Origin of the sequence: Variovorax paradoxus (genome assembly GCF_029919115.1) — a bacterium.
Taxonomy (GTDB): Bacteria; Pseudomonadota; Gammaproteobacteria; order Burkholderiales; family Burkholderiaceae_C; genus Variovorax; species Variovorax paradoxus_O.
The window spans coordinates 3,396,812-3,420,792 of sequence record NZ_CP123990.1 but is presented as its reverse complement, the minus strand read 5'-3'; the positions used below and the strand labels follow the sequence as shown (position 1 = coordinate 3,420,792).

32 protein-coding genes are annotated in these 23,981 nt (G+C 63.2%); 6 read left to right on the top strand and 26 right to left on the bottom strand.

All coding sequences use genetic code 11. The features are described from left to right. Positions 1–6 precede the first annotated feature (6 nt). The gene (locus tag QHG62_RS16530; RefSeq protein ID WP_281146694.1) at positions 7–453 is read right to left on the bottom strand and encodes a c-type cytochrome; all 447 of its coding nucleotides are present in this window, start codon (positions 451–453) and stop codon (positions 7–9) included. Between the two features lie 158 nt (positions 454–611). Here QHG62_RS16530 and QHG62_RS16525 point away from each other — a divergent pair, with 158 nt between their 5' ends. Together QHG62_RS16525 and QHG62_RS16520 are read left to right on the top strand one after the other, a co-directional pair. Next, entirely contained in the window at positions 612–1,325 is a 714-nt protein-coding gene (locus QHG62_RS16525) for a cytochrome b/b6 domain-containing protein (RefSeq protein WP_281146693.1), read from the top strand. After that, the gene (locus QHG62_RS16520; RefSeq protein WP_281146692.1) at positions 1,322–1,909 is read left to right on the top strand and encodes a GNAT family N-acetyltransferase; all 588 of its coding nucleotides are present in this window, start codon (positions 1,322–1,324) and stop codon (positions 1,907–1,909) included. Before QHG62_RS16525 ends, QHG62_RS16520 begins: the two co-directional genes overlap by 4 nt. 4 nt (positions 1,910–1,913) lie before the next feature. Here QHG62_RS16520 and QHG62_RS16515 read toward each other — a convergent pair whose 3' ends face one another. The 23 genes from QHG62_RS16515 to QHG62_RS16405 form a co-directional block, all read right to left on the bottom strand. Then, entirely contained in the window at positions 1,914–2,420 is a 507-nt protein-coding gene (locus QHG62_RS16515; RefSeq protein ID WP_281146691.1) for a peroxiredoxin, read from the bottom strand. Between the two features lie 94 nt (positions 2,421–2,514). After that, positions 2,515–2,784 carry a 30S ribosomal protein S17 gene (gene rpsQ, locus QHG62_RS16510; RefSeq protein WP_015867662.1) on the bottom strand — a complete coding sequence of 90 codons (270 nt, stop codon included), beginning with the start codon at positions 2,782–2,784 and terminating at the stop codon, positions 2,515–2,517. Positions 2,785–2,793: 9 nt separating this feature from the next. Next, positions 2,794–3,003 carry a 50S ribosomal protein L29 gene (rpmC, locus tag QHG62_RS16505; protein WP_026284221.1) on the bottom strand — a complete coding sequence of 70 codons (210 nt, stop codon included), beginning with the start codon at positions 3,001–3,003 and terminating at the stop codon, positions 2,794–2,796. 55 nt (positions 3,004–3,058) lie between these two features. Next, positions 3,059–3,475 (bottom strand): 50S ribosomal protein L16, encoded by a 417-nt coding sequence (rplP, locus tag QHG62_RS16500; RefSeq protein WP_007838137.1) that lies wholly within the window; start codon positions 3,473–3,475, stop codon positions 3,059–3,061. 28 nt (positions 3,476–3,503) lie between these two features. Further along, positions 3,504–4,430: a 30S ribosomal protein S3 gene (gene rpsC, locus QHG62_RS16495; protein ID WP_028259872.1), complete on the bottom strand. Its 927-nt coding sequence runs from the start codon at positions 4,428–4,430 to the stop codon at positions 3,504–3,506. A gap of 17 nt (positions 4,431–4,447) precedes the next feature. Beyond that, the gene (gene rplV / locus QHG62_RS16490; protein WP_007838134.1) at positions 4,448–4,780 is read right to left on the bottom strand and encodes a 50S ribosomal protein L22; all 333 of its coding nucleotides are present in this window, start codon (positions 4,778–4,780) and stop codon (positions 4,448–4,450) included. Positions 4,781–4,789: 9 nt separating this feature from the next. After that, on the bottom strand, positions 4,790–5,068 hold the full coding sequence (gene rpsS, locus QHG62_RS16485) for a 30S ribosomal protein S19 (protein WP_007838132.1): 279 nt from the start codon (positions 5,066–5,068) through the stop codon (positions 4,790–4,792). 10 nt (positions 5,069–5,078) lie between these two features. Continuing rightward, positions 5,079–5,903 carry a 50S ribosomal protein L2 gene (gene rplB, locus QHG62_RS16480; protein ID WP_015867666.1) on the bottom strand — a complete coding sequence of 275 codons (825 nt, stop codon included), beginning with the start codon at positions 5,901–5,903 and terminating at the stop codon, positions 5,079–5,081. 2 nt (positions 5,904–5,905) lie between these two features. Then, positions 5,906–6,241: a 50S ribosomal protein L23 gene (gene rplW / locus QHG62_RS16475; RefSeq protein ID WP_007838129.1), complete on the bottom strand. Its 336-nt coding sequence runs from the start codon at positions 6,239–6,241 to the stop codon at positions 5,906–5,908. Further along, entirely contained in the window at positions 6,238–6,858 is a 621-nt protein-coding gene (gene rplD / locus QHG62_RS16470; protein ID WP_028259871.1) for a 50S ribosomal protein L4, read from the bottom strand. Before rplD ends, rplW begins: the two co-directional genes overlap by 4 nt. Continuing rightward, a complete protein-coding gene (gene rplC, locus QHG62_RS16465; protein ID WP_157616207.1) occupies positions 6,858–7,538 on the bottom strand; it encodes a 50S ribosomal protein L3 in 681 nt (226 codons plus the stop codon). The genes rplD and rplC overlap by 1 nt, the downstream gene beginning before the upstream one ends. Before the next feature lie 244 nt (positions 7,539–7,782). Then, positions 7,783–8,319, bottom strand: coding sequence for a hypothetical protein (locus tag QHG62_RS16460; RefSeq protein WP_281146690.1), 537 nt, complete (start codon positions 8,317–8,319; stop codon positions 7,783–7,785). A gap of 11 nt (positions 8,320–8,330) precedes the next feature. Further along, the gene (locus tag QHG62_RS16455) at positions 8,331–9,938 is read right to left on the bottom strand and encodes a hypothetical protein (protein WP_281146689.1); all 1,608 of its coding nucleotides are present in this window, start codon (positions 9,936–9,938) and stop codon (positions 8,331–8,333) included. A 150-nt stretch (positions 9,939–10,088) separates the two neighbouring features. After that, entirely contained in the window at positions 10,089–10,403 is a 315-nt protein-coding gene (rpsJ, locus tag QHG62_RS16450) for a 30S ribosomal protein S10 (protein ID WP_007838118.1), read from the bottom strand. 21 nt (positions 10,404–10,424) lie between these two features. Continuing rightward, positions 10,425–11,618 carry an elongation factor Tu gene (tuf, locus tag QHG62_RS16445; RefSeq protein ID WP_012745744.1) on the bottom strand — a complete coding sequence of 398 codons (1,194 nt, stop codon included), beginning with the start codon at positions 11,616–11,618 and terminating at the stop codon, positions 10,425–10,427. A gap of 141 nt (positions 11,619–11,759) precedes the next feature. Next, positions 11,760–13,859, bottom strand: a complete 2,100-nt coding sequence (gene fusA, locus QHG62_RS16440) for an elongation factor G (RefSeq protein ID WP_281146688.1) — start codon at positions 13,857–13,859, stop codon at positions 11,760–11,762. A 96-nt stretch (positions 13,860–13,955) separates the two neighbouring features. Beyond that, complete coding sequence (gene rpsG, locus QHG62_RS16435; protein ID WP_013543947.1) at positions 13,956–14,429, bottom strand: 30S ribosomal protein S7; 474 nt, start codon at positions 14,427–14,429, stop codon at positions 13,956–13,958. A gap of 152 nt (positions 14,430–14,581) precedes the next feature. After that, the gene (gene rpsL, locus QHG62_RS16430) at positions 14,582–14,959 is read right to left on the bottom strand and encodes a 30S ribosomal protein S12 (RefSeq protein WP_013543948.1); all 378 of its coding nucleotides are present in this window, start codon (positions 14,957–14,959) and stop codon (positions 14,582–14,584) included. Between the two features lie 182 nt (positions 14,960–15,141). Next, positions 15,142–16,311, bottom strand: coding sequence for a D-alanyl-D-alanine carboxypeptidase family protein (locus QHG62_RS16425; protein WP_281146687.1), 1,170 nt, complete (start codon positions 16,309–16,311; stop codon positions 15,142–15,144). A 40-nt stretch (positions 16,312–16,351) separates the two neighbouring features. Then, positions 16,352–16,984 (bottom strand): alpha/beta hydrolase, encoded by a 633-nt coding sequence (locus tag QHG62_RS16420; protein WP_281146686.1) that lies wholly within the window; start codon positions 16,982–16,984, stop codon positions 16,352–16,354. Between the two features lie 72 nt (positions 16,985–17,056). Then, a complete protein-coding gene (locus QHG62_RS16415) occupies positions 17,057–17,410 on the bottom strand; it encodes a (2Fe-2S) ferredoxin domain-containing protein (RefSeq protein WP_281146685.1) in 354 nt (117 codons plus the stop codon). Positions 17,411–17,441: 31 nt separating this feature from the next. Next, on the bottom strand, positions 17,442–18,569 hold the full coding sequence (locus QHG62_RS16410; protein ID WP_432445534.1) for a VanZ family protein: 1,128 nt from the start codon (positions 18,567–18,569) through the stop codon (positions 17,442–17,444). 4 nt (positions 18,570–18,573) lie between these two features. Then, positions 18,574–19,002: a CopD family protein gene (locus QHG62_RS16405; protein WP_281146684.1), complete on the bottom strand. Its 429-nt coding sequence runs from the start codon at positions 19,000–19,002 to the stop codon at positions 18,574–18,576. Positions 19,003–19,055: 53 nt separating this feature from the next. On the opposite strand from QHG62_RS16405, the gene QHG62_RS16400 reads away from it, so the two are divergent. The 3 genes from QHG62_RS16400 to QHG62_RS16390 all read left to right on the top strand — a co-directional run bounded on the left by QHG62_RS16400 (position 19,056) and on the right by QHG62_RS16390 (position 21,591). Continuing rightward, positions 19,056–19,346 (top strand): hypothetical protein, encoded by a 291-nt coding sequence (locus tag QHG62_RS16400; protein ID WP_281146683.1) that lies wholly within the window; start codon positions 19,056–19,058, stop codon positions 19,344–19,346. Between the two features lie 23 nt (positions 19,347–19,369). Further along, positions 19,370–20,359 carry a porphobilinogen synthase gene (gene hemB / locus QHG62_RS16395; RefSeq protein WP_432445619.1) on the top strand — a complete coding sequence of 330 codons (990 nt, stop codon included), beginning with the start codon at positions 19,370–19,372 and terminating at the stop codon, positions 20,357–20,359. A gap of 71 nt (positions 20,360–20,430) precedes the next feature. Then, a complete protein-coding gene (locus QHG62_RS16390) occupies positions 20,431–21,591 on the top strand; it encodes a magnesium transporter CorA family protein (RefSeq protein WP_281146681.1) in 1,161 nt (386 codons plus the stop codon). 116 nt (positions 21,592–21,707) lie between these two features. Here the strand turns inward: QHG62_RS16390 and QHG62_RS16385 are convergent, their stop codons facing one another. After that, positions 21,708–22,076 carry a DUF4148 domain-containing protein gene (locus QHG62_RS16385; RefSeq protein WP_281146680.1) on the bottom strand — a complete coding sequence of 123 codons (369 nt, stop codon included), beginning with the start codon at positions 22,074–22,076 and terminating at the stop codon, positions 21,708–21,710. Positions 22,077–22,303: 227 nt separating this feature from the next. On the opposite strand from QHG62_RS16385, the gene QHG62_RS16380 reads away from it, so the two are divergent. Continuing rightward, the gene (locus QHG62_RS16380) at positions 22,304–23,212 is read left to right on the top strand and encodes a LysR family transcriptional regulator (protein WP_281146679.1); all 909 of its coding nucleotides are present in this window, start codon (positions 22,304–22,306) and stop codon (positions 23,210–23,212) included. Positions 23,213–23,239: 27 nt separating this feature from the next. Here the strand turns inward: QHG62_RS16380 and QHG62_RS16375 are convergent, their stop codons facing one another. After that, entirely contained in the window at positions 23,240–23,923 is a 684-nt protein-coding gene (locus tag QHG62_RS16375; protein ID WP_281146678.1) for a dienelactone hydrolase family protein, read from the bottom strand. Between the last annotated feature and the right edge of the window lie 58 nt (positions 23,924–23,981).

Below are 23,981 nucleotides of genomic sequence, written 5' to 3'. Positions count from 1 at the left end.
GGCGGCTTACTGGTTGCGGAAGCTGTCGTGGCAAGCCTTGCAGCTGCCGGCGGTGGCGCCGAACTGGGCCTTGAGTGCGTCGATGTTTCCGGCCTTGGCGGCGACCGCCAGCTTGCCGGTCTCGGCAATCATCTTGTCCTGGTGCTCCTTGAACTTGGCTGATTCCTTCCAGATCTCGGGCTTGCCCTTGCCCCCTTCGGTGCCTGCGCCAAAACCGGCCCAGGGCAGTTTGGCCATCTCGGCCACGATGTCGGCATTTGCGGCGGCGACCGCAGCGTCGTAGGGAACGCGGCCATTGGCCATGGCGCCCACGCGGCCGAAATGCTGGCCCATCACGAACAATGCGCTCTGGCGGTACTTGATGGCGTCATCGGGCTTGGCGAACTGGGCCGCGGCCGGCAGGGAGATTGCGGCGACGGCAGCGGCCAGGGCGAACGAGGCGAGTCGAATCATCGGGGGTCCTTGTTGTTGATTCGGCACCGCCGAAAGCGGCGCCGCGCAGAGTGTAGGGGCAGCATTGCCGCCGGGCATAGCAACAACCCGATGCATGCGGCGGCCTGGACTTTGCTAATCTGCGCCTTCCGCAATTTATTGCGCACTTTGCCTCTTCGATGACCGACTCCTCCGTGGCCGCCTTGCAGGCCGCCGCGTCCCACCGCCCCGTGCGAGCGCGCATCTGGGATCTGCCGACGCGCGTTTTTCACTGGGCGTTGAGCGTCGTGGTCATTGGCCTGATTGCCACCGGCCTCGGCGGCATCATGGAATGGCACTTTCGCTTGGGCTATGTGGTTCTTGCGCTGCTTCTGTTCCGGCTGCTGTGGGGTTTCGTGGGCGGGCGCTGGTCGCGTTTTGCCTCGTTCTTCTACGGGCCGGGCTCCGTTCTTGCCTATCTGCGCGGCCGAGCCCATCCCGATCACGTGATCGGGCACACCCCCCTGGGCGGCTTGTCGGTATTTGCGGTTCTGGCCGTGCTGGCGCTACAGGTTGCGACCGGGCTGGTGGCGGATGACGAGATTTCCGCAGCCGGACCACTCACGCGCTTTGTTTCAGGTGAAGTGGTGAGCCTTGCAACGGGCTGGCACAAGGCGCAAGGAAAGACGATCGTGATCGCGCTGGTCAGCCTGCATGTTCTGGCCGTGCTGTTCTATGTACTGGTCAAGCGCCATCGGCTGGTGCGGCCCATGGTTTCGGGCGACAAGCTGATCAGGTCCGCCGGCAGCCAGGTGGCAACCAGCCGCGATGACGCCGCCTCGCGCTGTTTCGCGCTGGCTTTGTTCGCAGTGTGCGCGGGCGCGGCCTACTGGATTGCATCGCTGCGCGTATGAGCTTTTCAGTTTCACGGCCCCTGCCGCTCGCAGACACGCCGGCCGTCGTACTGCTGACGCCGGACGAAGCCCATGAGTTCGATGCGGCGCGCGCGATATTTCGGGACTACGCGGCCTCGCTGAACATCGACCTGTGCTTTCAGAACTTCGAAGAGGAAGTTGCCGCGCTTCCGGGAGACTACGCAGAACCGCGCGGCGCACTGTTGCTCGCCCTGGTCGACCCGGCCCATATCAAGGAGGCCGCCGGACAAGAGGCGCCCACCCTTTTGCGCCCGAACGGAGCCCTGGCGCACGTGGCCGGCTGCTGCGCCCTGCGGCCGCTCGACAACGCCGACTACGCCAATGCCGCCGAGATGAAGCGCCTGTTCGTGCGGCCCGGTTTTCGCGGACTGGGTGTCGGCCGCCAGCTGGCCGAAGCCATTCTCGATGCGGCTCGCGGCGCGGGCTACGCCTGCGTGCTGCTCGACACGCTGGACGACATGGAATCGGCCCGCGCGCTCTATGAAGACCTGGGTTTCGAGGAAGTGCCGCCCTACTATCACAACCCGATTGCTGGCGCGCACTACCTCAAGGCCGATCTCTGAGCTATCAGCCGCGGGCCTGGGCCAGCAGCGTCTCGGCGTTGCTGACTTCGAACTTGCCCGGTGCCTCGACGTTGAGCGCTGCCACCTTGCCGTCCTTCACGAGCATTGAATAACGGTTGCTGCGCAGGCCCATGCCGCGAGCAGTCAGGTCGAGCGTAAGCCCAGTGGCCTTGGCGAAGTCGGCGCTGCCGTCGGCCAACATGCGCACCTTGGTGCCGGTCTTCTGGTCGCGCGCCCAGGCGCCCATCACGAACGCGTCGTTCACGCTCACGCACCAGATCTCATCCACGCCAGCGGTCTTGAAGTCGTCGAAATGCTGCACATAGCCCGGCACGTGCTTGGCCGAGCAGGTGGGCGTGAAGGCGCCCGGCAGAGCGAACAGCGCAATGGTCTTGCCAGCCGTCGCCTTGCTCACGTCCACAGGGTTGGGGCCGATGCTGCAGCCTTCGCCCTCGACCTCGGAGTATTCCTGCAGGGTTGCCGAAGGAAGGGTGTCGCCGACTTTGATCATCTAGATGCTCCTGAAAAAGAAAAACGGCCCACATTGTGGGCCGTTTCGGGTTGGGTTGCCTTCAAGAGGCCTCCCGATGCGTATCAACCGGCGATCAGACCAGCACGGCCTTCTCGACCAGACGGGTCACGACCCAGTTCTTGGTCTTCGAAATCGGACGGCTTTCCGTGATCTCGATGGTGTCGCCCAGCTTGTACTCGCCCTTTTCGTCATGGGCGTGGTACTTGCTCGTCTTGGCCACGATCTTGCCGTAGAGCTCGTGCTTCACACGGCGCTCGACCAGCACGGTCACGGTCTTGGCACGCTTGTCGCTGACCACCTTGCCGATCAAGGTGCGCTTGAGGGATTTTTTAGCTTCCGTCATGTTCACTCCTTACTTGGCGGCTTGGGTTTCTTGCTGCTTCTGAGCAAGAATGGTCTTGGCGCGCGCGATGTCGCGGCGCGTCACGCGCAGCGTCGAGGTGTTCGACAGCTGTTGCGTGGCTTTCTGCATGCGCAGGCCGAAATGGGCCTTCTGCAGGTCCTTGATTTCAGCTTGCAGGCCTGCGACGTCCTTCGTGCGCAGGGTTGCAGCCTTGGTCACCTTGGCCGGAGCCGCGGTTTCTTTTTTCTTACGTGTTGCCATGGATGTTCTCCTCTCAGGCGCCGAGCTGGCGAGCGACAAACGTCGTACGCAGCGGAAGCTTGGCGGCGGCCAGGCGGAACGCTTCGCGGGCGAGTTCTTCGGGCACGCCGACGATCTCGAACACGATCTTGCCAGGCTGGATTTCAGCGACGTAGTACTCGGGGTTGCCCTTACCGTTACCCATCCGCACTTCGGCGGGCTTGGTAGAGATCGGCTTGTCCGGGAACACGCGGATCCAGATACGGCCACCACGCTTCACGTGACGCGAAATCGCGCGGCGAGCGGCTTCGATCTGGCGCGCCGTGAGGCGGCCGCGGTCGGTGCATTTGAGACCGAAGTCACCGAACGCAACCGAGTTACCCGTGGTTGCGATGCCGGTGTTGCGGCCCTTTTGTTCCTTGCGGAACTTTCTGCGTGCAGGTTGCAGCATTTTTAATACTCCGTAGTTCTAAGACCGATCACTCGGTCTTGGCACCGTCAGCTGCTGCAGCTGGCGCGGCTTTGCGGACGCGCTTAACGGCGGGTTTCGAGTCTGCACCCGGCGCAGCGGGAGCTGCGCCAGTAGCTTCTGCGGGCTTGTCGCTGCCGTCGGCCGGAGCGGTGTTGCCACCGATCGGACCACGGGCACCGGCGCGCGGGCCGGGACCACGACGATCCGAACCCGGACGGTCGCCACCGGGGCGGCCATCGCGGCGCGGACCACGCGGGCGACGCTCTTCATCGGGACGCGGCGTTTCGACGGCCGGCAGGTCGTTACGACCCAGCGTGTCGCCCTTGTAGACCCAGACCTTGACGCCGATGACGCCGTAGGTGGTCTTGGCTTCCGAGGTGCCGTAGTCGATGTCGGCGCGCAGCGTGTGGAGGGGCACGCGACCTTCGCGATACCACTCGGTACGAGCAATTTCGATACCGTTCAGGCGGCCAGCCGACATGATCTTGATGCCTTGGGCACCCAGACGCATGGCGTTTTGCATGGCGCGCTTCATGGCGCGGCGGAACATGATCCGCTTTTCGAGCTGCTGCGTGATGCTGTCGGCGATCAGCTGGGCATCGATTTCAGGCTTGCGCACTTCTTCGATGTTCACTGCCACAGGCACGCCGAGCTGCTTGCCCAGTTCGCGCTTGAGGTTCTCGATGTCTTCGCCCTTCTTGCCGATCACGACGCCCGGACGAGCCGAGTAGATCGTGATGCGTGCGTTCTTGGCGGGACGCTCGATCATGACGCGCGACACCGAAGCGTTCTTCAGCTTCTTCTTGAGGTATTCGCGAACCTTGATGTCTTCAGCCAGCATGCCCGCGAAATCGCGGTCGCTTGCGTACCAGCGGCTGGACCAGTTACGGGTAACCGCAAGGCGGAAGCCGGTCGGATGGATTTTCTGTCCCATATTTCTTCCAGGCGTTCTTAGTTGCCAACCGTCACGTACACATGGCACGTGGGCTTGCTGATGCGGTTACCGCGACCCTTGGCTCGCGCGGTGAAGCGCTTGAGCGTTGCGCCCTGTTCGACGTAGATGGTCTTGACCTTCAGTTCGTCGATATCGGCGCCATCGTTGTGCTCGGCGTTGGCAATTGCCGACTCGAGCACCTTCTTGATGATCACAGCGGCCTTTTTCTGCGTGAATTGCAGAACGTTGAGCGCTTGATCAACCTTCTTGCCGCGGATCAGGTCAGCGACCAGACGGCCCTTGTCGACCGAGAGGCGGACACCGCGGAGGACTGCACGTGTTTCAGACATGGTCGTTCCTTACTTCTTCTGGACTTTCTTGTCCGCGGGGTGCCCCTTGAACGTACGCGTGAGCGCAAATTCGCCGAGCTTGTGGCCGACCATTTGATCGGTAATGTAGACAGGCACGTGCTGCTTGCCGTTGTGCACGGCAATGGTCAGGCCGATGAACTCGGGCAGAACCATCGAGCGGCGCGACCAGGTCTTGATCGGCTTCTTGTCCTTCGTCGTCACTGCCTTGTCGGCCTTGGCCACGAGGTGATGGTCAACAAACGGACCCTTTTTGAGAGAGCGAGTCATTTGCTATCCCTTACTTCTTGCGGCGCGACACGATGAAGACCTGCGTGCGCTTGTTGTTACGGGTACGGTAGCCCTTGGTCAGGTTGCCCCATGGGTCGACAGGATGGCGGCCTTCGCCGGTCTTGCCTTCGCCACCACCGTGCGGGTGGTCGACCGGGTTCATCACCACGCCGCGAACGGTCGGGCGAATACCCATGTGGCGCTTCACACCGGCCTTGCCGAGTTGGCGCAGGCTGTGCTCTTCGTTTGCGACTTCACCAATGGTGGCGCGGCATTCGATGTGGATGCGGCGCACCTCACCCGAACGCATGCGGACCTGGGCGTAGACGCCTTCGCGAGCCAGCAGCGTGGCCGACGTACCAGCCGAACGCGCGATCTGCGCACCCTTGCCGGGTTGCAGTTCGATGCAGTGGATCGTCGAGCCGACCGGAATGTTGCGGATCGGCAGCGTGTTGCCTGCGCGGATCGGGGCTTCCGAACCGCTCAGCAGCGTTGCACCGGCTTCAAGACCGCGCGGGGCGATGATGTAGCGGCGCTCGCCGTCGGCGTAGCAGACCAGGGCAATATGGGCGGTGCGGTTCGGGTCGTATTCGATGCGTTCGACCTTGGCCGGGATGCCGTCCTTGTTGCGCACGAAGTCGACAACGCGGTAGTGGTGCTTGGCACCGCCGCCACGATGACGGATCGTGATGTGGCCGTTGTTGTTGCGGCCGGCCTTCTGGAACTGGGGCTCCAGCAGAGGCGCGTGAGGAGCACCCTTGAACAGGTGGTCCCGCGAGATCTTCACCGCGCCGCGTTGGCCCGGCGAAGTGGGTTTCATCTTGATGACGGCCATGATTAAGCGCCTTCCCCGACGAGGTTGAGCTCTTGACCGGGCTTCAGGGTCACATAGGCCTTGCGAACGTTGTCGCGGCGGCCGATGGACTTGCCAAAGCGCTTGGTCTTGCCCTTGGTGTTGAGCACCGACACGCCCTGGACTTCGACCTTGAACATCAGTTCGACAGCGGCCTTGATCTCGGGCTTGGTGGCGTCTTGCAGCACCTTGAAAGTGACAGCGTTCGACTTCTCGCCGACCATCGTGGCCTTTTCGGACACGATCGGGGCGACCAGCACCGCCATCAGGCGGCCTTCTTCGAACGTACGTTCAGCGGCGGTAGGGTTCACGCGGCTCATGCGAACATCTCCTTGAGCTTGTCGACGGCACCCTTGGTGACCAGCACCTTCTTATAGTGAACGAGCGACACCGGATCGGCGTAGCGGGGTTCGACCACGAGAACGTTCACCAGATTGCGCGAGGCAAGGTACAGGTTTTCGTCGACTTCTTCGGCGATCACGAGCACGGACTCGAGATTCATTGCCTTGAAACGGGCTGCCAGCGGCTTCGTCTTGGGCGAATCCACGGTCAGCGAATCCACCACGGCCAGACGGCCTTCGCGAGCGAGCTGCGAGAAGATGGCGGCCATGCCGGCGCGGTACATCTTCTTGTTGATCTTCTGCGAGAAGTTTTCGTCAGGCATGTTCGGGAAAATCCGGCCACCCCCGCGCCACAGCGGCGAGGACGTCATACCGGCGCGGGCGCGGCCCGTTCCCTTTTGCTTGAAAGGCTTCTTGGTCGAGTGCTTGACCTGCTCGCGGTCCTTCTGGGCGCGCGTGCCTTGGCGGGCGTTGGCCTGGAATGCAACGACGATCTGGTGAACCAGGTCTTCGTTGTAGTCACGGCCGAACACGGTCTCGGGGGCGTCGTACTTCGACGCGGCCTGGCCTTGTTCGTTCAGGAGTTCGAGTTGCATTACTTCGCTCCTTCAGCCGCTTGCGGCTTGGCCTTGATGGCGGGACGCACGGTGACGAAGCCACCCTTTGCGCCCGGGATCGCGCCCTTGATGAGCAGCAGTTGACGAGCTTCGTCGATGCGGAACACATCGAGGTTCTGCGTCGTCTTGGTGACGTCACCGAGGTGGCCCGTCATGCGCTTGCCGGGGAACACGCGACCGGGGTCTTGTGCCATGCCGATCGAGCCGGGAACGTTGTGCGAACGGCTGTTACCGTGCGACGCGCGTTGCGAGCTCATGTTGTGGCGCTTGATGGTACCGGCGTAGCCCTTACCGATCGAGGTGCCTTGCACGTCGACCTTCTGGCCCACGGAGAACACGCTGCTTGCGGCAATGACGCCGCCAGCCTTGTGCTGACCTGCGGTATCGGCGGTCACGCGGAATTCGCGGATGATTTCACCAGCTTCGACACCCGCCTTGGCGAGGTGGCCGGCTTGGGGCTTGGTCACGCGCGATGCCTTGCGCGAACCGAACGTCACTTGCAGCGCGACGTAGCCGTCGGTCTCTTGCGACTTGATCTGGGTCACACGGTTGTTGGACACATCCACCACCGTGACAGGAACTGCGTCCCCGTCATCGGTGAAGAGACGCATCATCCCCACCTTGCGGCCCAGCAACCCGAGGGAGTTGCTCAGACTCATTTGTTTTCTCCAAAAATGGATCCTCTTTCGCCGCTGTCACTTCAATTGGCAACAGCGTTTAGCCGATCGCCCGAAGGCTTCCCGGCTTGCGAAAGAAGGTTGATAAATCTCCGCACTTGCAGCGCCCATATAGGCGCAACTAGGGCAGAGCCAGCGATTATAGCCCGCTATGCGGGCGCTGTGCAAGCAGCGTTACGGGCGGGGTTTCGAGCGCGCCACGCCCCGCTTTTGCCCGTTTTCCTGCCTATTTGACGGGCATGGTGATGATGCTCTCGCCGCCCGGCGTGGACTTCATCTCACCTGTCGACTTGAGAGCGGGCGCCACCGCGCCGGTCTGGACGGGGACCGAAACAGCGCTCGATGCGCCCCCCTGGCGGATGAACACATTGAGGTAGGCGAGCCCTTCGGCTTCACTGACCACGACGACGGTGGCCGTGGTGCGCTTGCCCGCCGGCAGCGTCAGCGTACTGCCGCCCTGCAAGGTCAGCCCGCTGTCGGCGCTCAGGCGGACCGCAGCCCCGTCAGCGTCGGTAACACCTTCGAATTGCAGCACGATGGGCGTGGCTCGCCCCACCTGCGGCGTGCCTTCCAGGCGGTATTGGAGCTTGACCCCGGAACTGCCGGGTTTCTGTGGCGCCGTGGTCATGGGAGCGGCATGGCGATGCGACGCCGCAGGCCTGGGATTGCGCGCGGCAGGCTCGCCGTCCGCCGCGGCTGGCGCCGGCAACGTCGCCAAGGCGAGACATGCCGCTGCCATCATGGAGGTTGAACGGGTGTTCATGGCGGCCTTTCTTACTGAATGGAGACGTCGAAGCACGGATCGCCGGTGCCGAGGTTCGTCACAGCCAAAACGTACTCGCCGGCCGGGAGGCTGGCCGTATTGCCGGTTCGGGCAACCGGTCCGCCCCTGAAGATGTCGAAATCCGGAATGGCTCCCGGCGGCCCGTTCACAAGGATCTGATAGCTGCGGCTGGCAGGCACGGTGAAGCGGACATAGGCGTAGTTGCCGAGCTTGTTGTTGCTGTCCGTACCAGCGTCGTCGGAGACGCATGCCTGGGTGATGCCGCCGCCCACGGCGGCGTTCCGGTACATCGGAATCGTGACCGGAATGCCGCCGTTGTTCGTTTCGGCGTCGCCGAATGGGTCGTTGGGCGCCGCGCTGATGCTCTGCCCGGTGAGCAAGGCAGCCAGTGCCGCGGCACTGCCCGGGGCAACGGCGTTGAAGGCGGCGGAGAACGGATGAATCGAGGTGACAGCAGCGCTGCCCCTGAATTGAACGCTGGTCAGCGCGTCATGTATGGGCTTGAAGCCGACCTGCTGGTTGAGGTTCCAGAAAACCGACTGGATCGACGGCTCGCGGTACCAGCCCGGCGTCGTTGCGGCGCCTGCACCCAGATCGATGTTGATGCTGAACTGCGCGGTCGACTGCTGGGGGCCACCCGAGTCGACATAGTTTCGGCGCTCGAGCGCGATGCCCGACCAGGCATTGCCCCAGCCTTCGGAAAAAGCCAGCCGCCGATCGAGCCGCTGGCTCTGCGAATGGGAGCCGCCCATCGAGTCGTCACGGCTGAAGGCCGACTGGTAGTAATGGCCCCATTCATGCGCGATCACCGAGTTGTCGTATTCGTCGGTGTCCACGTCTTCCTTGCCGAGCACGTAGATCTCGCGGCCAGTGCTTCTGCTCACAAAGAACGTGGTGCCGATCTGGCCCGCCGCAACGCTGCCGGAAGAAGGGGCATTGTTAATACTCCAGTACACGCGCAACGCCGGAAAAGCCGCCGCGGGCGCACCCGACACCACCTTCTGCATGGCGGCGTAGACCGTATCCAGGATGGCGAACGGCGCTGCCACCCGATCTCCGGTGTAGCTCGAACCGCCCCAGCCCGAAGGCGCATGAAGGTCGCGCACCGAGGCAGCGGCCCCGGACGAGAACGCGGGGCTCTGCATGGAATACAGCGCACTGGAACGGGTGTTGTCCCGCACCGTCACGTCCCAGTTCGGCCCCGCACCGCCGCGCGCCAGTTGCGCCTTGACCCGCACTGCAATCGCCGTGTTCGCAGGCACAGACACGGAGTAGGCACCGTTGTCGTCGGTGGTTGCCGTGGCCAGTTGCGCAGAAGTCGATGCATCGATCACATCCACCGCGGCACCGCGCACAGGCCTGGAAGTGGCGCTGGCATAGACGAGAGTGCCGTTTGGATTGGGCACAGACTCATAGGTGGCCGTGCCGCTCAGCGTCACCGATCCCGCTGCAGGAGGAGGAGCAGGGGGAACTACCGGCAGGAACGGAAGACCGCCGCCCCCTCCACCGCCCCCACCTCCACCGCAGCCGGCCAGCAAAGCCGCCGCCGCGATGCATGCCGCTACCGCCGACGCAAAAGAAGAGTTGCCGTGTCTCATGCTGTGCTGTCCTCGATTCAACTCAACAAGGCCTCGACGGAGGGAGGCCGCCGCCCAGCGAGGATGCCACATCCGCGGAACAAAAAACAAAGCCCGCCTGCATTTCTGCAGGCGGGCTTTGTCACAAGATGCGGCGCGAGGCCGCAATGTTTATTGCAACTTGATTTCGACGTCCACGCCGGCCGGCAGGTCGAGCTTCATCAGCGCGTCCACGGTCTTGTCGGTCGGGTCGACGATGTCCATCAGGCGCTGGTGCGTGCGGATCTCGAGCTGGTCGCGCGACGTCTTGTTGACGTGCGGCGAACGCAGGATGTCGAAACGCTTCATGCGGGTCGGCAGGGGCACGGGGCCCTTGACGATCGCGCCGGTGCGCTTGGCGGTATCGACGATTTCGGCTGCCGACTGGTCGATCAGCTTGTAATCGAAAGCCTTCAGGCGGATGCGGATTTTTTGCTTGGTAGCCATGGTGATTCCTTTGCGTCCGGCTTAGATGTCGAGGATCTTTGCCACGACGCCCGAACCCACGGTGCGGCCGCCTTCACGGATGGCGAAGCGCAGGCCTTCTTCCATCGCGATCGGGTTGATCAGCTTCACGGTGATGCTGACGTTGTCGCCAGGCATGACCATTTCCTTGTCCTTGGGCAGCTCGATCGCGCCGGTCACGTCCGTCGTGCGGAAGTAGAACTGCGGACGGTAGTTGTTGAAGAACGGCGTGTGACGGCCACCTTCGTCCTTGGACAGCACGTACACCTCGGCGGTGAAGTGCGTGTGCGGCTTGATCGAGCCGGGCTTGCACAGCACTTGGCCGCGCTCGACTTCTTCGCGCTTGGTGCCGCGCAGCAGCACGCCCACGTTGTCGCCAGCCTGGCCCTGGTCCAGCAGCTTGCGGAACATTTCCACGCCGGTGCAGGTGGTCTTGACGGTCGGGCGGATGCCGACGATCTCGATTTCCTCGCCGACCTTGATCACGCCGCGCTCGACGGCGCCGGTCACAACGGTGCCGCGGCCGGAGATCGAGAACACGTCTTCGACGGGCATCAGGAAGGTGCCGTCCACGGCGCGCTCGGGCGTCGGGATGTACGTGTCCAGCGCTTCGGCCAGCTTCATGATGGCTTCTTCACCGAGCTTGCCCTTGTCGCCTTCGAGGGCGAGCTTGGCCGAGCCGTGGATGATGGGGGTGTCGTCGCCAGGGAACTCGTACTTGTCCAGGAGCTCGCGCACTTCCATTTCGACGAGCTCGAGCAGTTCGGCGTCGTCGACCATGTCGCACTTGTTCAGGAAGACGATGATGTAGCCCACACCCACTTGACGCGCCAGCAGGATGTGCTCGCGGGTCTGGGGCATCGGGCCGTCGGCGGCCGAGCACACGAGAATGGCGCCGTCCATCTGGGCGGCACCGGTGATCATGTTCTTGACGTAGTCGGCGTGGCCGGGGCAGTCGACGTGTGCGTAGTGGCGGTTGGCCGTTTCGTACTCGACGTGGGCGGTGTTGATGGTGATGCCGCGGGCCTTTTCTTCGGGCGCCGCGTCGATCTGGTCGTAGGCCTTGGCTTCGCCGCCGAACTTGGCCGACAGCACCGTCGCGATCGCAGCCGTCAGCGTGGTCTTGCCGTGGTCAACGTGACCGATCGTGCCCACGTTCACGTGCGGCTTGGTGCGGGTGAATTTACCTTTTGCCATTTTTCAATCCTTGAAAGAGCATTCCCGTGCATTGGTTTTATGTCTGCACCCGATTGCTGGTTCGCCTCGCACGGGAACGCGGCGGCACCGGATCGCAGACAACGAGGGCCGCGCACCGCGCGGCCCTGCATTCTTGAAAACTTACTTGGCCCGTGCGGCCACGATGGCTTCGGCAACGTTGCGCGGAGCTTCAGCGTAGTGCTTGAACTCCATCGTGTACGTGGCGCGGCCTTGCGACATCGAGCGCAGCGTGGTCGAGTAGCCGAACATTTCCGACAGCGGCACTTCGGCCTTGATGGCCTTGCCGCCACCGACCATGTCGTCCATGCCCTGCACCATGCCGCGGCGTGAGGACAGGTCGCCCATCACGTTGCCGGCGTAGTCTTCGGGCGTTTCGACTTCCACGGCCATCATCGGCTCGAGGATGACCGGGTTGGCCTTGCGGGCGCCTTCCTTGAAACCGAAGATCGCGGCCATCTTGAACGCCATTTCGTTCGAGTCCACGTCGTGGTACGAACCGAAGTGCAGCGTGACCTTGACGTCCACGACGGGGTAGCCCGCCAGCACGCCTTGCGTCAGCGCTTCGACAACGCCCTTTTCCACCGCGGGGATGTATTCGCGAGGAACCACACCGCCCTTGATGGCGTCGACGAATTCGAAGCCCTTGCCGGCTTCCTGCGGCTCGAGCTTGAGCACGACGTGGCCGTACTGGCCCTTGCCGCCCGACTGGCGAACGAATTTGCCTTCGGCTTCTTCGACGGTCTTGCGGATGGTTTCGCGGTAAGCCACCTGCGGCTTGCCCACGTTGGCTTCCACGCCGAACTCGCGCTTCATGCGGTCCACGATGATTTCGAGGTGGAGTTCGCCCATGCCGGCAATGATGGTCTGGCCCGATTCTTCGTCGGTCTTGACGCGGAACGAGGGGTCTTCCTGAGCAAGACGCTGCAGGGCGATACCCATCTTTTCCTGGTCGGCCTTGGTCTTGGGCTCGACGGCCTGCGAGATCACCGACTCAGGGAACACCATGCGCTCGAGCGTCACGATGGCTGCCGGATCGCACAGGGTTTCGCCCGTGGTGACTTCCTTCAGGCCCACGCATGCGGCGATGTCGCCGGCGCGGATTTCGTTGACTTCTTCGCGGTTGTTCGCGTGCATCTGCACGATACGGCCGATACGCTCTTTCTTGCCGCGCACCGGGTTGTAGACGCTGTCGCCCTTGGTCAGCACGCCCGAATAGACGCGCACGAAGGTCAACTGGCCCACGAACGGGTCGGTCATCAGCTTGAATGCGAGCGCAGAGAACTTCTCGTTGTCGTCAGCCTTGCGGGTCACGGGCGCTTCGTCTTCGTCGAGGCCGGCAACCGGAGGAATATCCAGCGGCGACGGCATGTATTCGACGACGGCGTCGAGCATGGCCTGCACGCCCTTGTTCTTGAAGGCAGAGCCGCACAGCATCGGCTGGATTTCACCGGCGATGGTGCGCTGGCGCAGGGCCTTCTTGATTTCTTCCTCGGTCAGCTCATTGCCTTCGAGGTACTTGTTCATCAGCTCTTCGCTCGCTTCGGCAGCGGCTTCGACGAGCTTTTCGCGGTATTCGTTGCAGACGTCGGTCAGGTTCGCGGGGATTTCACCGTAGGTGAAGGTCACGCCCTTGTCTTCGTCCCAGATGATGGCCTTCATCTTCACGAGGTCGACGATGCCCTGGAAGTGCTCTTCGGCACCGATCGGGATCTGGATCACGACGGGGTTGGCCTTCAGGCGGTCGACCATCATCTGGCGCACGCGCAGGAAGTCGGCGCCGGTGCGGTCCATCTTGTTGACGAACGCGAGGCGCGGAACCTTGTACTTGTTGGCCTGGCGCCAGACGGTTTCCGACTGGGGCTGCACGCCGCCAACGGCGTCATACACCATCACGGCACCGTCCAGCACGCGCATCGAGCGCTCGACTTCAATGGTGAAGTCCACGTGGCCGGGGGTGTCGATGATGTTGATGCGGTGTTCGTCGAACTTGCCGGCCATGCCCTTCCAGAAGCAGGTGGTGGCAGCCGAGGTGATCGTGATGCCACGCTCTTGCTCTTGCTCCATCCAGTCCATCGTGGCGGCGCCATCGTGCACTTCACCGATCTTGTGGTTCACACCGGTGTAGAACAGGATGCGCTCGGTCGTCGTGGTCTTGCCGGCGTCGATGTGCGCGGAGATGCCGATGTTGCGGTAGCGCTCGATGGGGGTCTTGCGGGACATGATTTACTTTCGGGTTAAATGCGTTGAGCGCTGGGCCTTGAGCACGGGCGACGTCGCCCGACACTCAATACCCAACGCCCAAGCGAAGTTTGATTCTTAGAAGCGGAAGTGGCTGAAAGCGCGGTTGGCTTCTGCCATGCGGTGCACTTCGTCGCGCTTCTTCATGGCGCCGCCACGGCCTTCCGTGGCTTCCATCAGTTCGTTGGCCAAACGCAGGGCCATCGACTTTTCGCCGCGCTTGCGAGCGGCTTCCTTGATCCAGCGCATCGAGAGCGCCAGACGGCGCACGGGACGCACTTCGACCGGCACCTGGTAGTTGGCACCGCCCACGCGGCGCGACTTGACTTCGACCATCGGCTTCACGTTGTTGATGGCAACGGTGAAAGCTTCGAGCGGGTCCTTGTCAGGGTTCTTCTTTTCGATGAAGTCGAGTGCACCGTAGATGATGCGCTCGGCGATCGCCTTCTTGCCGCCTTCCATGATCACGTTCATGAATTTCGACAGCTCGACATTGCCGTACTTGGGATCCGGCAGGATTTCACGTTTGGGGACTTCGCGACGACGTGGCATGTTACTAACCTCTTTGCTTCAGTTGGCACCGGTTCCGGCACCGCGAGAGCCATTCCGGACTCTCACTTACTCGACCCGACATTGGGTCACTTCGTTCGATGTGCCCGCCAAGGCAACCGAACACCGTTTGTTTGTTTTTACGACAGGAAGGCTTAAGCCTTCTTGGGACGCTTGGCGCCGTACTTGGAGCGCGACTGCTTGCGGTCTTTCACGCCTTGCAAGTCGAGCGAACCGCGCACGATGTGGTAGCGAACACCGGGCAAGTCCTTGACACGACCGCCGCGAACCAGCACGACGCTGTGTTCCTGCAGGTTGTGGCCTTCGCCGCCGATGTAGGAAATGACTTCGAAGCCATTGGTCAGACGGACCTTGGCAACTTTACGAAGCGCCGAGTTGGGCTTCTTTGGCGTCGTGGTGTAGACGCGGGTGCAGACACCGCGGCGTTGCGGCGAGTTCTGCATGGCAGGGCTCTTCGAATTGATCTTTTCGACCGTTCGACCCTGACGCACCAGTTGATTGATGGTTGGCATGAATGAATTAGTCCCAAAACAACCCGGCCTTTGGCTGCAAACCGCCCTTGTCCTTGACGTGACGCAAGGAAAGGAAGCCGGGAATAACGAAAACGTGAAACCCTTCGGAAAATTCCGAAAAGCCCACGAGTATAGCAGTCGGCCCCGCTAGCGGCAAATGAACCGGGAGGGCGCGCGCAAAATCACTTGATCCAGAGGCGAACGGCGTCCCAGGCGCGGCCAAAGACGCCCGCCTGCTCGACACCTTCGAGCGCCACCAGCGGCACGTCGGCCAGGGGTTGGTCATCCAAAGTGACCTTGAGCGAGCCCACCGGCTGGTACTTGGTGAACGGCGCCACCAGCGGCTCCGGACGAGCCACCTGCGTCTTGATCTTGCTGGCGGTACCAGCAGGTACCGCGACCACGATGGCTTCCGGCCGGCCGAGCTTGAGCGTGTTGACCTTGCCCTTCCAGACCGCCGGCGTGGCGGCCGGCTGCCCCGCATCGAACAGCCGGACGGCGTCGTAGGCGGTGTAGCCCCAGTTCAGCAGCTTTTGCGACTCGTTGGCGCGCACGGTTTCACCCGAGGTGCCCAGCACGATCGACAGCAGGCGGCGGCCGCCGGTGAGGTTGGGAAAGTCGCGCTTGGCGGTGGCAATCATGCAGTAGCCGGCCGCCTCGGTATGGCCGGTCTTCAGGCCGTCGACGGTAGGGTCGCGAAACAGCAACAGGTTGCGGTTGGTGTCGTTGGTGGAAGGCGTGCCGGGGTAGCGGTACTTCTTGATGGCGTAGTACTTGGCTTCTTCGGGAAAGTCGCGCACCAGGCGCGTTGCAAGAATGCTCAGGTCGCGGGCCGTGGTGGTGTGGCCGGGCGCGGTCAGGCCTTCGGGGTTCTTGTAGCTCGTGTTCTTCATGCCAAGCGCCTTGGCCTGGGCGTTCATGAGTTCGACAAAGTGCTCCACGGTACCGCCCACGCCCTCGGCCAGCGCCACGGTGGCGTCGTTGCCCGACTGCACGATCAGCCCCTTGATCAGGTCTTCGACGGGCACCTGCATCTTGGGATCGATGAACATGCGCGAGCCCGGCATCTTCCAGGCGCGCTGGCTCACCGGAAAGGTCTGGGTCAGCGTGATCTTCTTGGCGCGCAGGGCGTCGAACACGATGTATGCCGACATCAGCTTGGTGAGCGAGGCGGGTTCGACGGGGCTGTCGATGTCTTTCTGCGCAAGGATCTGGTTGGCGGTGACGTCGAGCAGCAGGTAGCTGCGCGCGGCAATTTCGGGCGGCGCCGGCACCTGGGCGGCGGCGATCATGCAAACCGATGCGGCGGCGGCAAGCACCAGCGCGCGAAATGCGTCAAAGAAACGATTCATTGGGAAAATTGGAGAAAACGAAAACAAGCCCGCGGGGCTTTCATGCGGCGCCGGCGCGCAAATGGCGCACGACCAAGCTCTTGAGCAGCGGCAATTGTCCGTGAAAGAAATGGCCGCCCCCGGGAACAACCGTGACAGGAAGTGACTGCGGCCGAGCCCAGTCCATGACAGCCGCGAGCGGCACCGTGTCATCGGCTTCGCCGTGGACCACCAGCGTGCGCTCATGCGCCTCCATTGGCAGCGCGGCCACCGAGAAGCGCGAAGCCGCCGTTCCCACCAGCACAAGCTGCCGCACGTCGCGCGAAGCCCAGAGCTTTTCGGCCGCGCAGCTTGCAACGAAGGCACCGAAAGAAAACCCGGCAATGGCCAACGGCCCTTCTGCGGCAAGCTGGCTCACCACATTCAGCATGTCCTCGCACTCGCCGCGCCCCTCGTCGTGCACGCCTTCGCTCGCGCCCACGCCGCGAAAGTTGAAGCGCACCGCCGTCCAGCCGCAGGAGACAAACGCACGGGCGAGGGTCTGGACCACCTTATTGTCCATGGTGCCGCCGAACAGCGGATGGGGATGAGCGATGACCGCGATGCCGCGCGAAGCGTCGGCCGGCAGATCGCGCTGAACCTCGATAACGCCGGCGGGGCCTTGGAGACGGATCTTTTCGGTCTGGGAATTCATGGTGCAGGAATTAAGAGCGCCGGCCACGGTGCGCCGGGGCGCACGGTACGAGCGTGGAATTTCCGAAAAAGTTCAGCGGCCCACATCCGGAGGCAGCAGAAGCCGCTCGACTACTTCACCGTTCTTCAGATGCGACTCGACGATTTCGTCGATGTCATCGGTATCGACAAAGGTGTACCAGACCGCTTCCGGGTAAACCACCGCCACCGGCCCGCCAGCACAGCGGTCGAGGCAGCCGGCCTTGTTGACCCGCACCTTGCCCGGTCCGGCCAGCCCTGCTTCTTTTACCTTTGCCTTGCAGCGGTCGAAGCCCTGCTGCGCGTTGTGCAGGGCGCAGCTGTCTTCCCCGTTCTTGCGCTCGTTCAGGCAGAAGAAGATATGGCGGCCGTAGTAGCCGCGCGGTGCGGCAGAGTTGGAACTGGGCATCGGGTGATTTTAGTGACGCGCGCCGTTTGCTTCAGGCTGCGGCCTTGCTTCGCCGCGACAGCGCAGCCACCACATAGGCAAGCACCGCAAAAGGCCAGAGCCAGCCCAGCCACTGCGCCAGGCCGTGAAAACGGATGAAGCGCCCCTGCTCCCAGGTTGCGAGCGTCTGTGCGAAGTAGGCACTTTCGGGCGCCTGGTTCAAAAGACTCAGCTGGATCACCAACCCCACCAGCAGCAAGGCGGCGCACAAGCGGCGCGGCGCTCCCAGCAACAGCATGCCGGCGACAAGCGCCGTTGCAATGCCCACCTGCACCGGCAGGCCCAGCCAGGCCCACGCATGCTCCGGCCCATAACTCAGCGCCGCCGACAACGCCGACGCGCCGATGCCTGCCAGCAGCGTGAGCGGCAGCAGCACGGCACGCCGCACGACTGTGCGCGTCACCAGAAAAGCCAGCAGGCACGGCACCAGTGCGCCGAGCATCACACAGAGCAACTCGGCCGCCGGCACCAGCGGCTCGAGCTCGAACTGGCGCAGCGGCATCCAGTCGATGAATGGCGTGTCGAGCAGCCACTCGGAGATCGCGACCTCCAGCCGCTCGAACACCTGGCCCAGCCCGAACGTCACCGCCGCCGGAAAAAGAAGAGCGAACGGCCACAACGCCAGCAGCACCAGAGCACCGCGCGAATCTTCGACAAACCACTGCGAGCGCGTGCGGCTCCAGTGCGCCACGGCTCCCAGGCGCTCCAGCCCCGCGGCCAGCATGGCTCCCAGAAGGGCGCCGGACGTGTTCAAACCCAGGTCCACATTGGAAGGAATGCGCGCCGGCAGATAGCTTTGCAGCGTCTCCATGGCAAAGGCCAGCGCCGCGCCGGCCAGGGTGGCGCGCAGCATCGCTCGCCAGCCGCTGGCGTCCTGCCGGGTACGCAGCACGGCCAGCGCGCAGAGGAACCCAAAGGGAACGTAGCCGGCCACATTGACCGCAAGATCAAAGCCCGTCCAGTATTTGGGCCACGACGCCGACAGGTAGGCCCAGGGGGCGATGCCCTGGTCGCGCCAGTCCGCAAAAGGGTACAGGCTGGCATAGACGATCAACGCCGCATAGGCGAGCGCAAGGGGCAGCGCGGCGGACTTGTGCTGCTGCTTCTCCACCGTGGACACCGGCTCAGAACGGCTTGACGACCACCAGCACCACGATGCCGAGCAGCAGCAGGACCGGCAGTTCATTGAACCACCGGTACCAGCGGTCGTTGCGCCGGTTGCCGCCCGCCGCAAACCGCCGCAACAGCACGATGCAGCCATGGTGATAACCGATGACCACGAGCACCAAGGCCAGCTTGGCATGCATCCAGCCATTGCCGGGGCCCCTGCCGATGCCGTAGCCCAGCCAGAGCCAAAGTCCGAAGCCGATGGCCGGAACGGCCAGGAAGGTGGTAAAGCGCAACAGCTTGCGCGCCATCAGCAGCAGGCGCTCACGCTCAGCGACCGACTCGGGCGGCACCATCGCGAGGTTGACGAAGATCCGCGGAAGATAAAAAAGCCCTGCGAACCAGCTTGCGATGAAGACGATATGAAGAGATTTGACCCAGAGCATGGAGCCAGTTTAGTGGTGGCTGCGCCATCTACCGGCCTTTACCCGCCGAACCGATGCGAACGACGGGCAAAAAAAAGCCCGACGTCTTCACGCCGGGCTGGGAAGCCCTTTTGCTGTCACACATCAAGGCACCCGCTCAGGGAGGAAAAGCGGGGAGCGGCAAGCCGCCCGCTTCAGAATTTAACAAAGACGAAACAAGGTTTCAAGCGACTCGGCCACTTTCTTTGACATTTTTGTATAAAAAAAGAGAACCTTCGAACTACCAATTTGTCGTGTCATCAGACAACCATGCCGCACGGAACGTGCTGCGATTTGACGCTTCAGGCACAATTTTCAGCTTATGACGCGTCCCTCTCCTTCCTTCGCCATGTACCCGGCCGGCCGGCCCCGCCGTTTGCGGCGCGACACTTTCACCCGCAACCTGGTCAGGGAGCATGCGTTGACGGCGCATGACCTCATCTACCCGGTGTTCGTGCAAGAAGGCGAGAAAAAGCGCGATGCCGTGTCTTCGATGCCCGGTGTGGAGCGCCTGAGTCTCGATTTGCTGCTGCCCCTGGCAGAACAATGCGTAGAAGCCGGCATTCCGGTAATGGCGCTTTTTCCTGTCATCGATGCAAGCCTCAAGACACCGGCAGGTGACGAGGCTTTCAATCCCGAGGGGCTCATTCCGCGCGTGGTAGCCGCCCTGAAGGCGCGCTTTCCGGAATTGGGCGTGATGACCGACGTCGCGCTCGACCCCTACACCAGCCATGGGCAGGACGGCCTCCTCGACGACACCGGCTACATCATCAACGACGCCACTGTTGAAGTTCTCACGAAGCAGGCACTCACACAGTCGCAAGCGGGCGTGGACATTGTCGCGCCCAGCGACATGATGGACGGGCGCATCGGCGCGATCCGCGCGGCGCTCGAAGCCCGCGGCGACGTTCACACCCAGATCATGGCCTACAGCGCCAAGTACGCCAGCGCCTTCTACGGCCCGTTCCGCGATGCTGTCGGTTCGGCCGCCACGCTCGGCAAGAGCAACAAGAAGGTCTACCAGATGGACCCCGGCAACAGCGACGAGGCGCTGCGCGAAGTGGCGCTCGACATCGCCGAGGGTGCCGATATGGTGATGGTGAAGCCGGGCATGCCGTACCTGGACATCGTGCGCCGCGTAAAAGACGAGTTTCACGTGCCCACCTTCGCCTACCAGGTGAGCGGCGAATACGCGATGCTCAAGGCCGCCGCCCAGAACGGCTGGCTCGACCACGACGCGGTCGTGCTCGAAAGCCTGCTTGCCTTCAAGCGCGCCGGCGCCGACGGCGTGCTCACCTACTTCGCGCTTGACGCCGCACGCTTGCTACAAAAACAATAGCCGAACGCCTTCTCGCCCGCAGCCTGGGCCGATGAAAATCCAGAAGAAAAAGAAAGCAACAAGGCGGTCCCATGCGCATTTTTGAAATCAATCGCTCGCAAGTGAGCGAGCATCCGGCGCTGACGCCGCTCACGGTGCCGGGAGCCTGCGCTGCACAGGGCTATCTCTGGATTTCGCTCACGCGGGACGAGTTTCGCGCGTCGCTGGCCGAAGTCCAGCAGATCCTGCAGTCGCTCTGCCTCACCCAACTGGTCGACCTGCACGTGGCCGACCTGCTCAACGACCAGTTGCCTTCGCATTACGACTACACCTCGAAGTACGACGTGCTGGTGTTCCGGCGCCTTTCGGCCGGGCCGGGCCAGGCGGCGCTGGGCAACGGCAAGGGCACCTCGGGCGGCGAGCCGCCCCTGCCCACGCCGTCGCGCCGCGGCCCTCCGGTGCTGCGCCGGGTCGATACCCGGCCGGTGGGTTTTGCATTGTTCGACCGCGTGCTGCTGTCGGTGCACCCGGAAGACGGCGCGGTGCGCGACGCCTTTGCCGCCCGCCTGCTGGCCGCGGGATCGCCGGACGACAAGGGCGCCCCGGCGCTCGACGTGCGGGCCACTTCGGCCCGCGTACCCACCGGCACCGCAGACCTCATGCTGCGCGTCATCAACCAGATCGTCGACGGCTACCTGGACATGCGCCGCGAGCTCACGCGCCAGCTCGACCATTGGCAAACCGAACTGATCGATCCGCGCAGCCGCTTTACCAACTGGGGCGCGCTGATGGAAGCCCGGCAGTCGCTGCACCACCTGGACGAAATCTGCGAAGACCAGCGCGCCGCCATTCAGGACTGGATCGATTCGCTGGAAACGCTGCCAACGCCGAAGAACGAAACAGAACAGCGCGAGCGCGAACTGATCATGGTGCGCAGCCGCGACGTGCTCGAACACATCGAACGGGTGGTGCACCACGTGCACCGGCTGGAGCAGAACGCCGAAACCGCCGTGCAGATGCACTTCAGCGTGCAGGGCCACCGCGCCAACGACATCATGCGGGTGCTCACGGTGCTGACGGCCATCTTTCTGCCGCTCAACCTCATTGCCGGCATCTTCGGCATGAACTTCGAATTCATTCCGCTGGTGCACAAGGCGGACGGGTTCTGGATTGCGATGGCGGCCATGCTGGTCATCGCGCTGGTGCTGGTGGTGGTGTTCTGGCGCAAGCGCTACCTTGCGCGCACGCGCTGAGCGCCGCCCTTCCCTTTCTCTTTCCAATACCCCGCAAGTTCCCAAAAGCAAAAAGGCCACGCAGTTGCGTGGCCTTTTCTTGTTGCCGCCCGCAAAGGCAGCGACTCGCGCCCGATTTACTTGGCGACAGCGCCCGAGCCTTGCTGGGCTTGAACGCGTGCGTCCATCGGGTGCGGCATCGTCGAGACAACCTTGCTGTTGACGCGCGAGCCGCTGGTCACGTTCTGGTCGGGAGCGAAGGCGGTGCGAACAGCTTCGGCTTCGACAAGGGCGCGGTCTTTCGACACGGCGACGGTTTCCGGGCCGCGCGAACCGCGGGTCACGTTCTGGTTCGGAGCCGATGCGGTGCGCACGGCTTCGGCGTTCACTTCGTCGCGACTCTTGGTCGAGACGGCGGTGTTCACGCCTTCGTAGGATTCAGCTTGAGCGCCGGCGGCGGCCAAAAGGGTGAGGGCTGCAGCGGCGAGGATGTGCGAGGTCTTCATTTTCAGTTCCTTGTATTCGTTGGATGGTTCGTCCACCAGGCTCGCTGGTTGCTCACCTGTGCGGCGAGTTTCCAACTGAATCGCCGCGGCAAAACACGTGGAACAGAGACACCGTGTTTCCTCTATTGAAACAATGACAACCGGAAGGCATGTCCGCGATGGAACGCGTTCGCCGGAAAATCCGCGCATGCCGTTCCCGGAACGGAAACAACAATAGGCGCTTTGACATGGACAGTCTCGATCTGATCAGAACCTTCCGGGAGGTTGCTTCACACGGCAGCTTTTCGCATGCGGCCAAGAAGCTCGACATGTCGAAAGCCACCGTCAGCAAGTATGTGGCCGAACTCGAAACGCGCTTTGGGGTGCGGCTTCTCAACCGGTCCACGCGTTCCGTGAGCCTTACCGATGCCGGGCAATTGCTGCTCGAGCGCAGCACCCCCGTGCTCGAGATGGTGGAGCTCACGCAGGCCGAACTGCAAGAGCGCGCCACGCAGCCCGGCGGCCGCTTGCGCATTTCGGCGCCGCACGGCATGGGAAACGGGGAGTTTCCGAGCCTCTTGGCGGACTTCATGCGCTACTACCCCGATGTGAGCATCAGCCTGCAGCTCACCAATCGCACGGTCGATCTTGCCGAAGAAGGCATCGACGTCGATATTCGCAGCGGCCCGGTTGCCGATGCCAACCTGATCGTGCGCAAGCTGATGCTCATGGAGATGGTCGTCTGCGCCTCTCCCGTGTACTGGAAAAAGCACGGCAAGCCCGAGCATCCGCGCGACCTTGCCGGACACGAAGCGCTCACGCACTCTCTGCTGGGCGCCCAGCCGGTCTGGCGCTTCGAAGACGGCGACCAGCCGCTGGACGTCCCGGTGAAAAGCCGCATGGACTGCACCGAGGGCGCGCCGCTGATCCGGGTTGCGATGCGCGGCTTCGGTGTGCTCTACCTGCCCTCGATCCTCGTTCAATCGCACATCGAGAGCGGCGAACTGGTGCCGGTGCTGCAAGACTATGCGCGCAAGGACATGTGGCTCTCGGCCGCCTATCTGCAGCGGCGCCACAACAGCGCCGCGCTTCGCGCCCTGCTCGACTTTCTTCAGACTCGGGTCGGCAAAGGGCCCGGTTCGCAAAAGAAACGATAGGAAAGCCCGGCGTGGGCCAGGCTTCGCTCAGCCGACGTGCTTGGCAAAGAACTCCAGCGTGCGCGCACGCGCCAGCTTCGCGGCCTCGGCGTTGTACGAGCCGCGCTGGTCGCAATTGAAGCCGTGGCCCGACTCATACACATGCACTTCCACCTCGGGGTGCGCCTTCTTGAAGGCCTCGATGGTGTCGAGCGGAATCCAGTGGTCCTGGTTGCCGAAATGCGCCAGTACAGGCACCTTGGGCTGGCGCGCGGTTTCTTCCGACGTCGTCATGCCGCCGCCGTAATACGGGGCCGCGGCGGCAAGCCCGGGAACCAGGCTTGCCGCGCGCCAGACCAGCAGGCCGCCCCAGCAATAGCCCACGATGCCCACCTTGCCGGCCTTTGCCGCGTAGGCCACGGCGGCTTCGACGTCTTGCAGCACACCCGGTGCGGGCAGCGCCTCGACCGCGGTCTTCAGCCCGAAGCCGGTCTTCATGTCCTCATCGCTGTAGCCAAGCTCGACGCCGGGCTTCACGCGGTGAAAAGTCGAAGGCGAAACCGCGAGATAGCCGTCGGCCGCATACCCGTCGGCCACGGAGCGGATGTGCGAGTTGACGCCAAAAATCTCCGGCACCACCACGACGGCGCCTCGCGGCTTGCCGGCCGGCTCGGCCACGTAGGCCGGAAAAACAAAACCGTCCTTGGCGGTGAGATCGATGAATTGGCCCATGGTTGTCGTGCTCCTTGAATTTCGAAATGCGCGGTGGATGACTGAATAAATGAGTGAC

What these genes read in the sequence shown, in the direction of transcription:
- QHG62_RS16530 (WP_281146694.1), bottom strand. Translation starts at nt 453, where the DNA reads ATGATTCGACTCGCCTCGTTCGCCCTGGCCGCTGCCGTCGCCGCAATC.
- QHG62_RS16525 (WP_281146693.1), top strand. Translation starts at nt 612, where the DNA reads ATGACCGACTCCTCCGTGGCCGCCTTGCAGGCCGCCGCGTCCCACCGC.
- QHG62_RS16520 (WP_281146692.1), top strand. Translation starts at nt 1,322, where the DNA reads ATGAGCTTTTCAGTTTCACGGCCCCTGCCGCTCGCAGACACGCCGGCC.
- QHG62_RS16515 (WP_281146691.1), bottom strand. Translation starts at nt 2,420, where the DNA reads ATGATCAAAGTCGGCGACACCCTTCCTTCGGCAACCCTGCAGGAATAC.
- rpsQ (WP_015867662.1), bottom strand. Translation starts at nt 2,784, where the DNA reads ATGACGGAAGCTAAAAAATCCCTCAAGCGCACCTTGATCGGCAAGGTG.
- rplP (WP_007838137.1), bottom strand. Translation starts at nt 3,475, where the DNA reads ATGCTGCAACCTGCACGCAGAAAGTTCCGCAAGGAACAAAAGGGCCGC.
- rpsC (WP_028259872.1), bottom strand. Translation starts at nt 4,430, where the DNA reads ATGGGACAGAAAATCCATCCGACCGGCTTCCGCCTTGCGGTTACCCGT.
- rplV (WP_007838134.1), bottom strand. Translation starts at nt 4,780, where the DNA reads ATGTCTGAAACACGTGCAGTCCTCCGCGGTGTCCGCCTCTCGGTCGAC.
- rpsS (WP_007838132.1), bottom strand. Translation starts at nt 5,068, where the DNA reads ATGACTCGCTCTCTCAAAAAGGGTCCGTTTGTTGACCATCACCTCGTG.
- rplB (WP_015867666.1), bottom strand. Translation starts at nt 5,903, where the DNA reads ATGGCCGTCATCAAGATGAAACCCACTTCGCCGGGCCAACGCGGCGCG.
- rplW (WP_007838129.1), bottom strand. Translation starts at nt 6,241, where the DNA reads ATGAGCCGCGTGAACCCTACCGCCGCTGAACGTACGTTCGAAGAAGGC.
- rplD (WP_028259871.1), bottom strand. Translation starts at nt 6,858, where the DNA reads ATGCAACTCGAACTCCTGAACGAACAAGGCCAGGCCGCGTCGAAGTAC.
- rplC (WP_157616207.1), bottom strand. Translation starts at nt 7,538, where the DNA reads ATGAGTCTGAGCAACTCCCTCGGGTTGCTGGGCCGCAAGGTGGGGATG.
- QHG62_RS16460 (WP_281146690.1), bottom strand. Translation starts at nt 8,319, where the DNA reads ATGAACACCCGTTCAACCTCCATGATGGCAGCGGCATGTCTCGCCTTG.
- QHG62_RS16455 (WP_281146689.1), bottom strand. Translation starts at nt 9,938, where the DNA reads ATGAGACACGGCAACTCTTCTTTTGCGTCGGCGGTAGCGGCATGCATC.
- rpsJ (WP_007838118.1), bottom strand. Translation starts at nt 10,403, where the DNA reads ATGGCTACCAAGCAAAAAATCCGCATCCGCCTGAAGGCTTTCGATTAC.
- tuf (WP_012745744.1), bottom strand. Translation starts at nt 11,618, where the DNA reads ATGGCAAAAGGTAAATTCACCCGCACCAAGCCGCACGTGAACGTGGGC.
- fusA (WP_281146688.1), bottom strand. Translation starts at nt 13,859, where the DNA reads ATGTCCCGCAAGACCCCCATCGAGCGCTACCGCAACATCGGCATCTCC.
- rpsG (WP_013543947.1), bottom strand. Translation starts at nt 14,429, where the DNA reads ATGCCACGTCGTCGCGAAGTCCCCAAACGTGAAATCCTGCCGGATCCC.
- rpsL (WP_013543948.1), bottom strand. Translation starts at nt 14,959, where the DNA reads ATGCCAACCATCAATCAACTGGTGCGTCAGGGTCGAACGGTCGAAAAG.
- QHG62_RS16425 (WP_281146687.1), bottom strand. Translation starts at nt 16,311, where the DNA reads ATGAATCGTTTCTTTGACGCATTTCGCGCGCTGGTGCTTGCCGCCGCC.
- QHG62_RS16420 (WP_281146686.1), bottom strand. Translation starts at nt 16,984, where the DNA reads ATGAATTCCCAGACCGAAAAGATCCGTCTCCAAGGCCCCGCCGGCGTT.
- QHG62_RS16415 (WP_281146685.1), bottom strand. Translation starts at nt 17,410, where the DNA reads ATGCCCAGTTCCAACTCTGCCGCACCGCGCGGCTACTACGGCCGCCAT.
- QHG62_RS16405 (WP_281146684.1), bottom strand. Translation starts at nt 19,002, where the DNA reads ATGCTCTGGGTCAAATCTCTTCATATCGTCTTCATCGCAAGCTGGTTC.
- QHG62_RS16400 (WP_281146683.1), top strand. Translation starts at nt 19,056, where the DNA reads ATGCGAACGACGGGCAAAAAAAAGCCCGACGTCTTCACGCCGGGCTGG.
- hemB (WP_432445619.1), top strand. Translation starts at nt 19,370, where the DNA reads ATGTACCCGGCCGGCCGGCCCCGCCGTTTGCGGCGCGACACTTTCACC.
- QHG62_RS16390 (WP_281146681.1), top strand. Translation starts at nt 20,431, where the DNA reads ATGCGCATTTTTGAAATCAATCGCTCGCAAGTGAGCGAGCATCCGGCG.
- QHG62_RS16385 (WP_281146680.1), bottom strand. Translation starts at nt 22,076, where the DNA reads ATGAAGACCTCGCACATCCTCGCCGCTGCAGCCCTCACCCTTTTGGCC.
- QHG62_RS16380 (WP_281146679.1), top strand. Translation starts at nt 22,304, where the DNA reads ATGGACAGTCTCGATCTGATCAGAACCTTCCGGGAGGTTGCTTCACAC.
- QHG62_RS16375 (WP_281146678.1), bottom strand. Translation starts at nt 23,923, where the DNA reads ATGGGCCAATTCATCGATCTCACCGCCAAGGACGGTTTTGTTTTTCCG.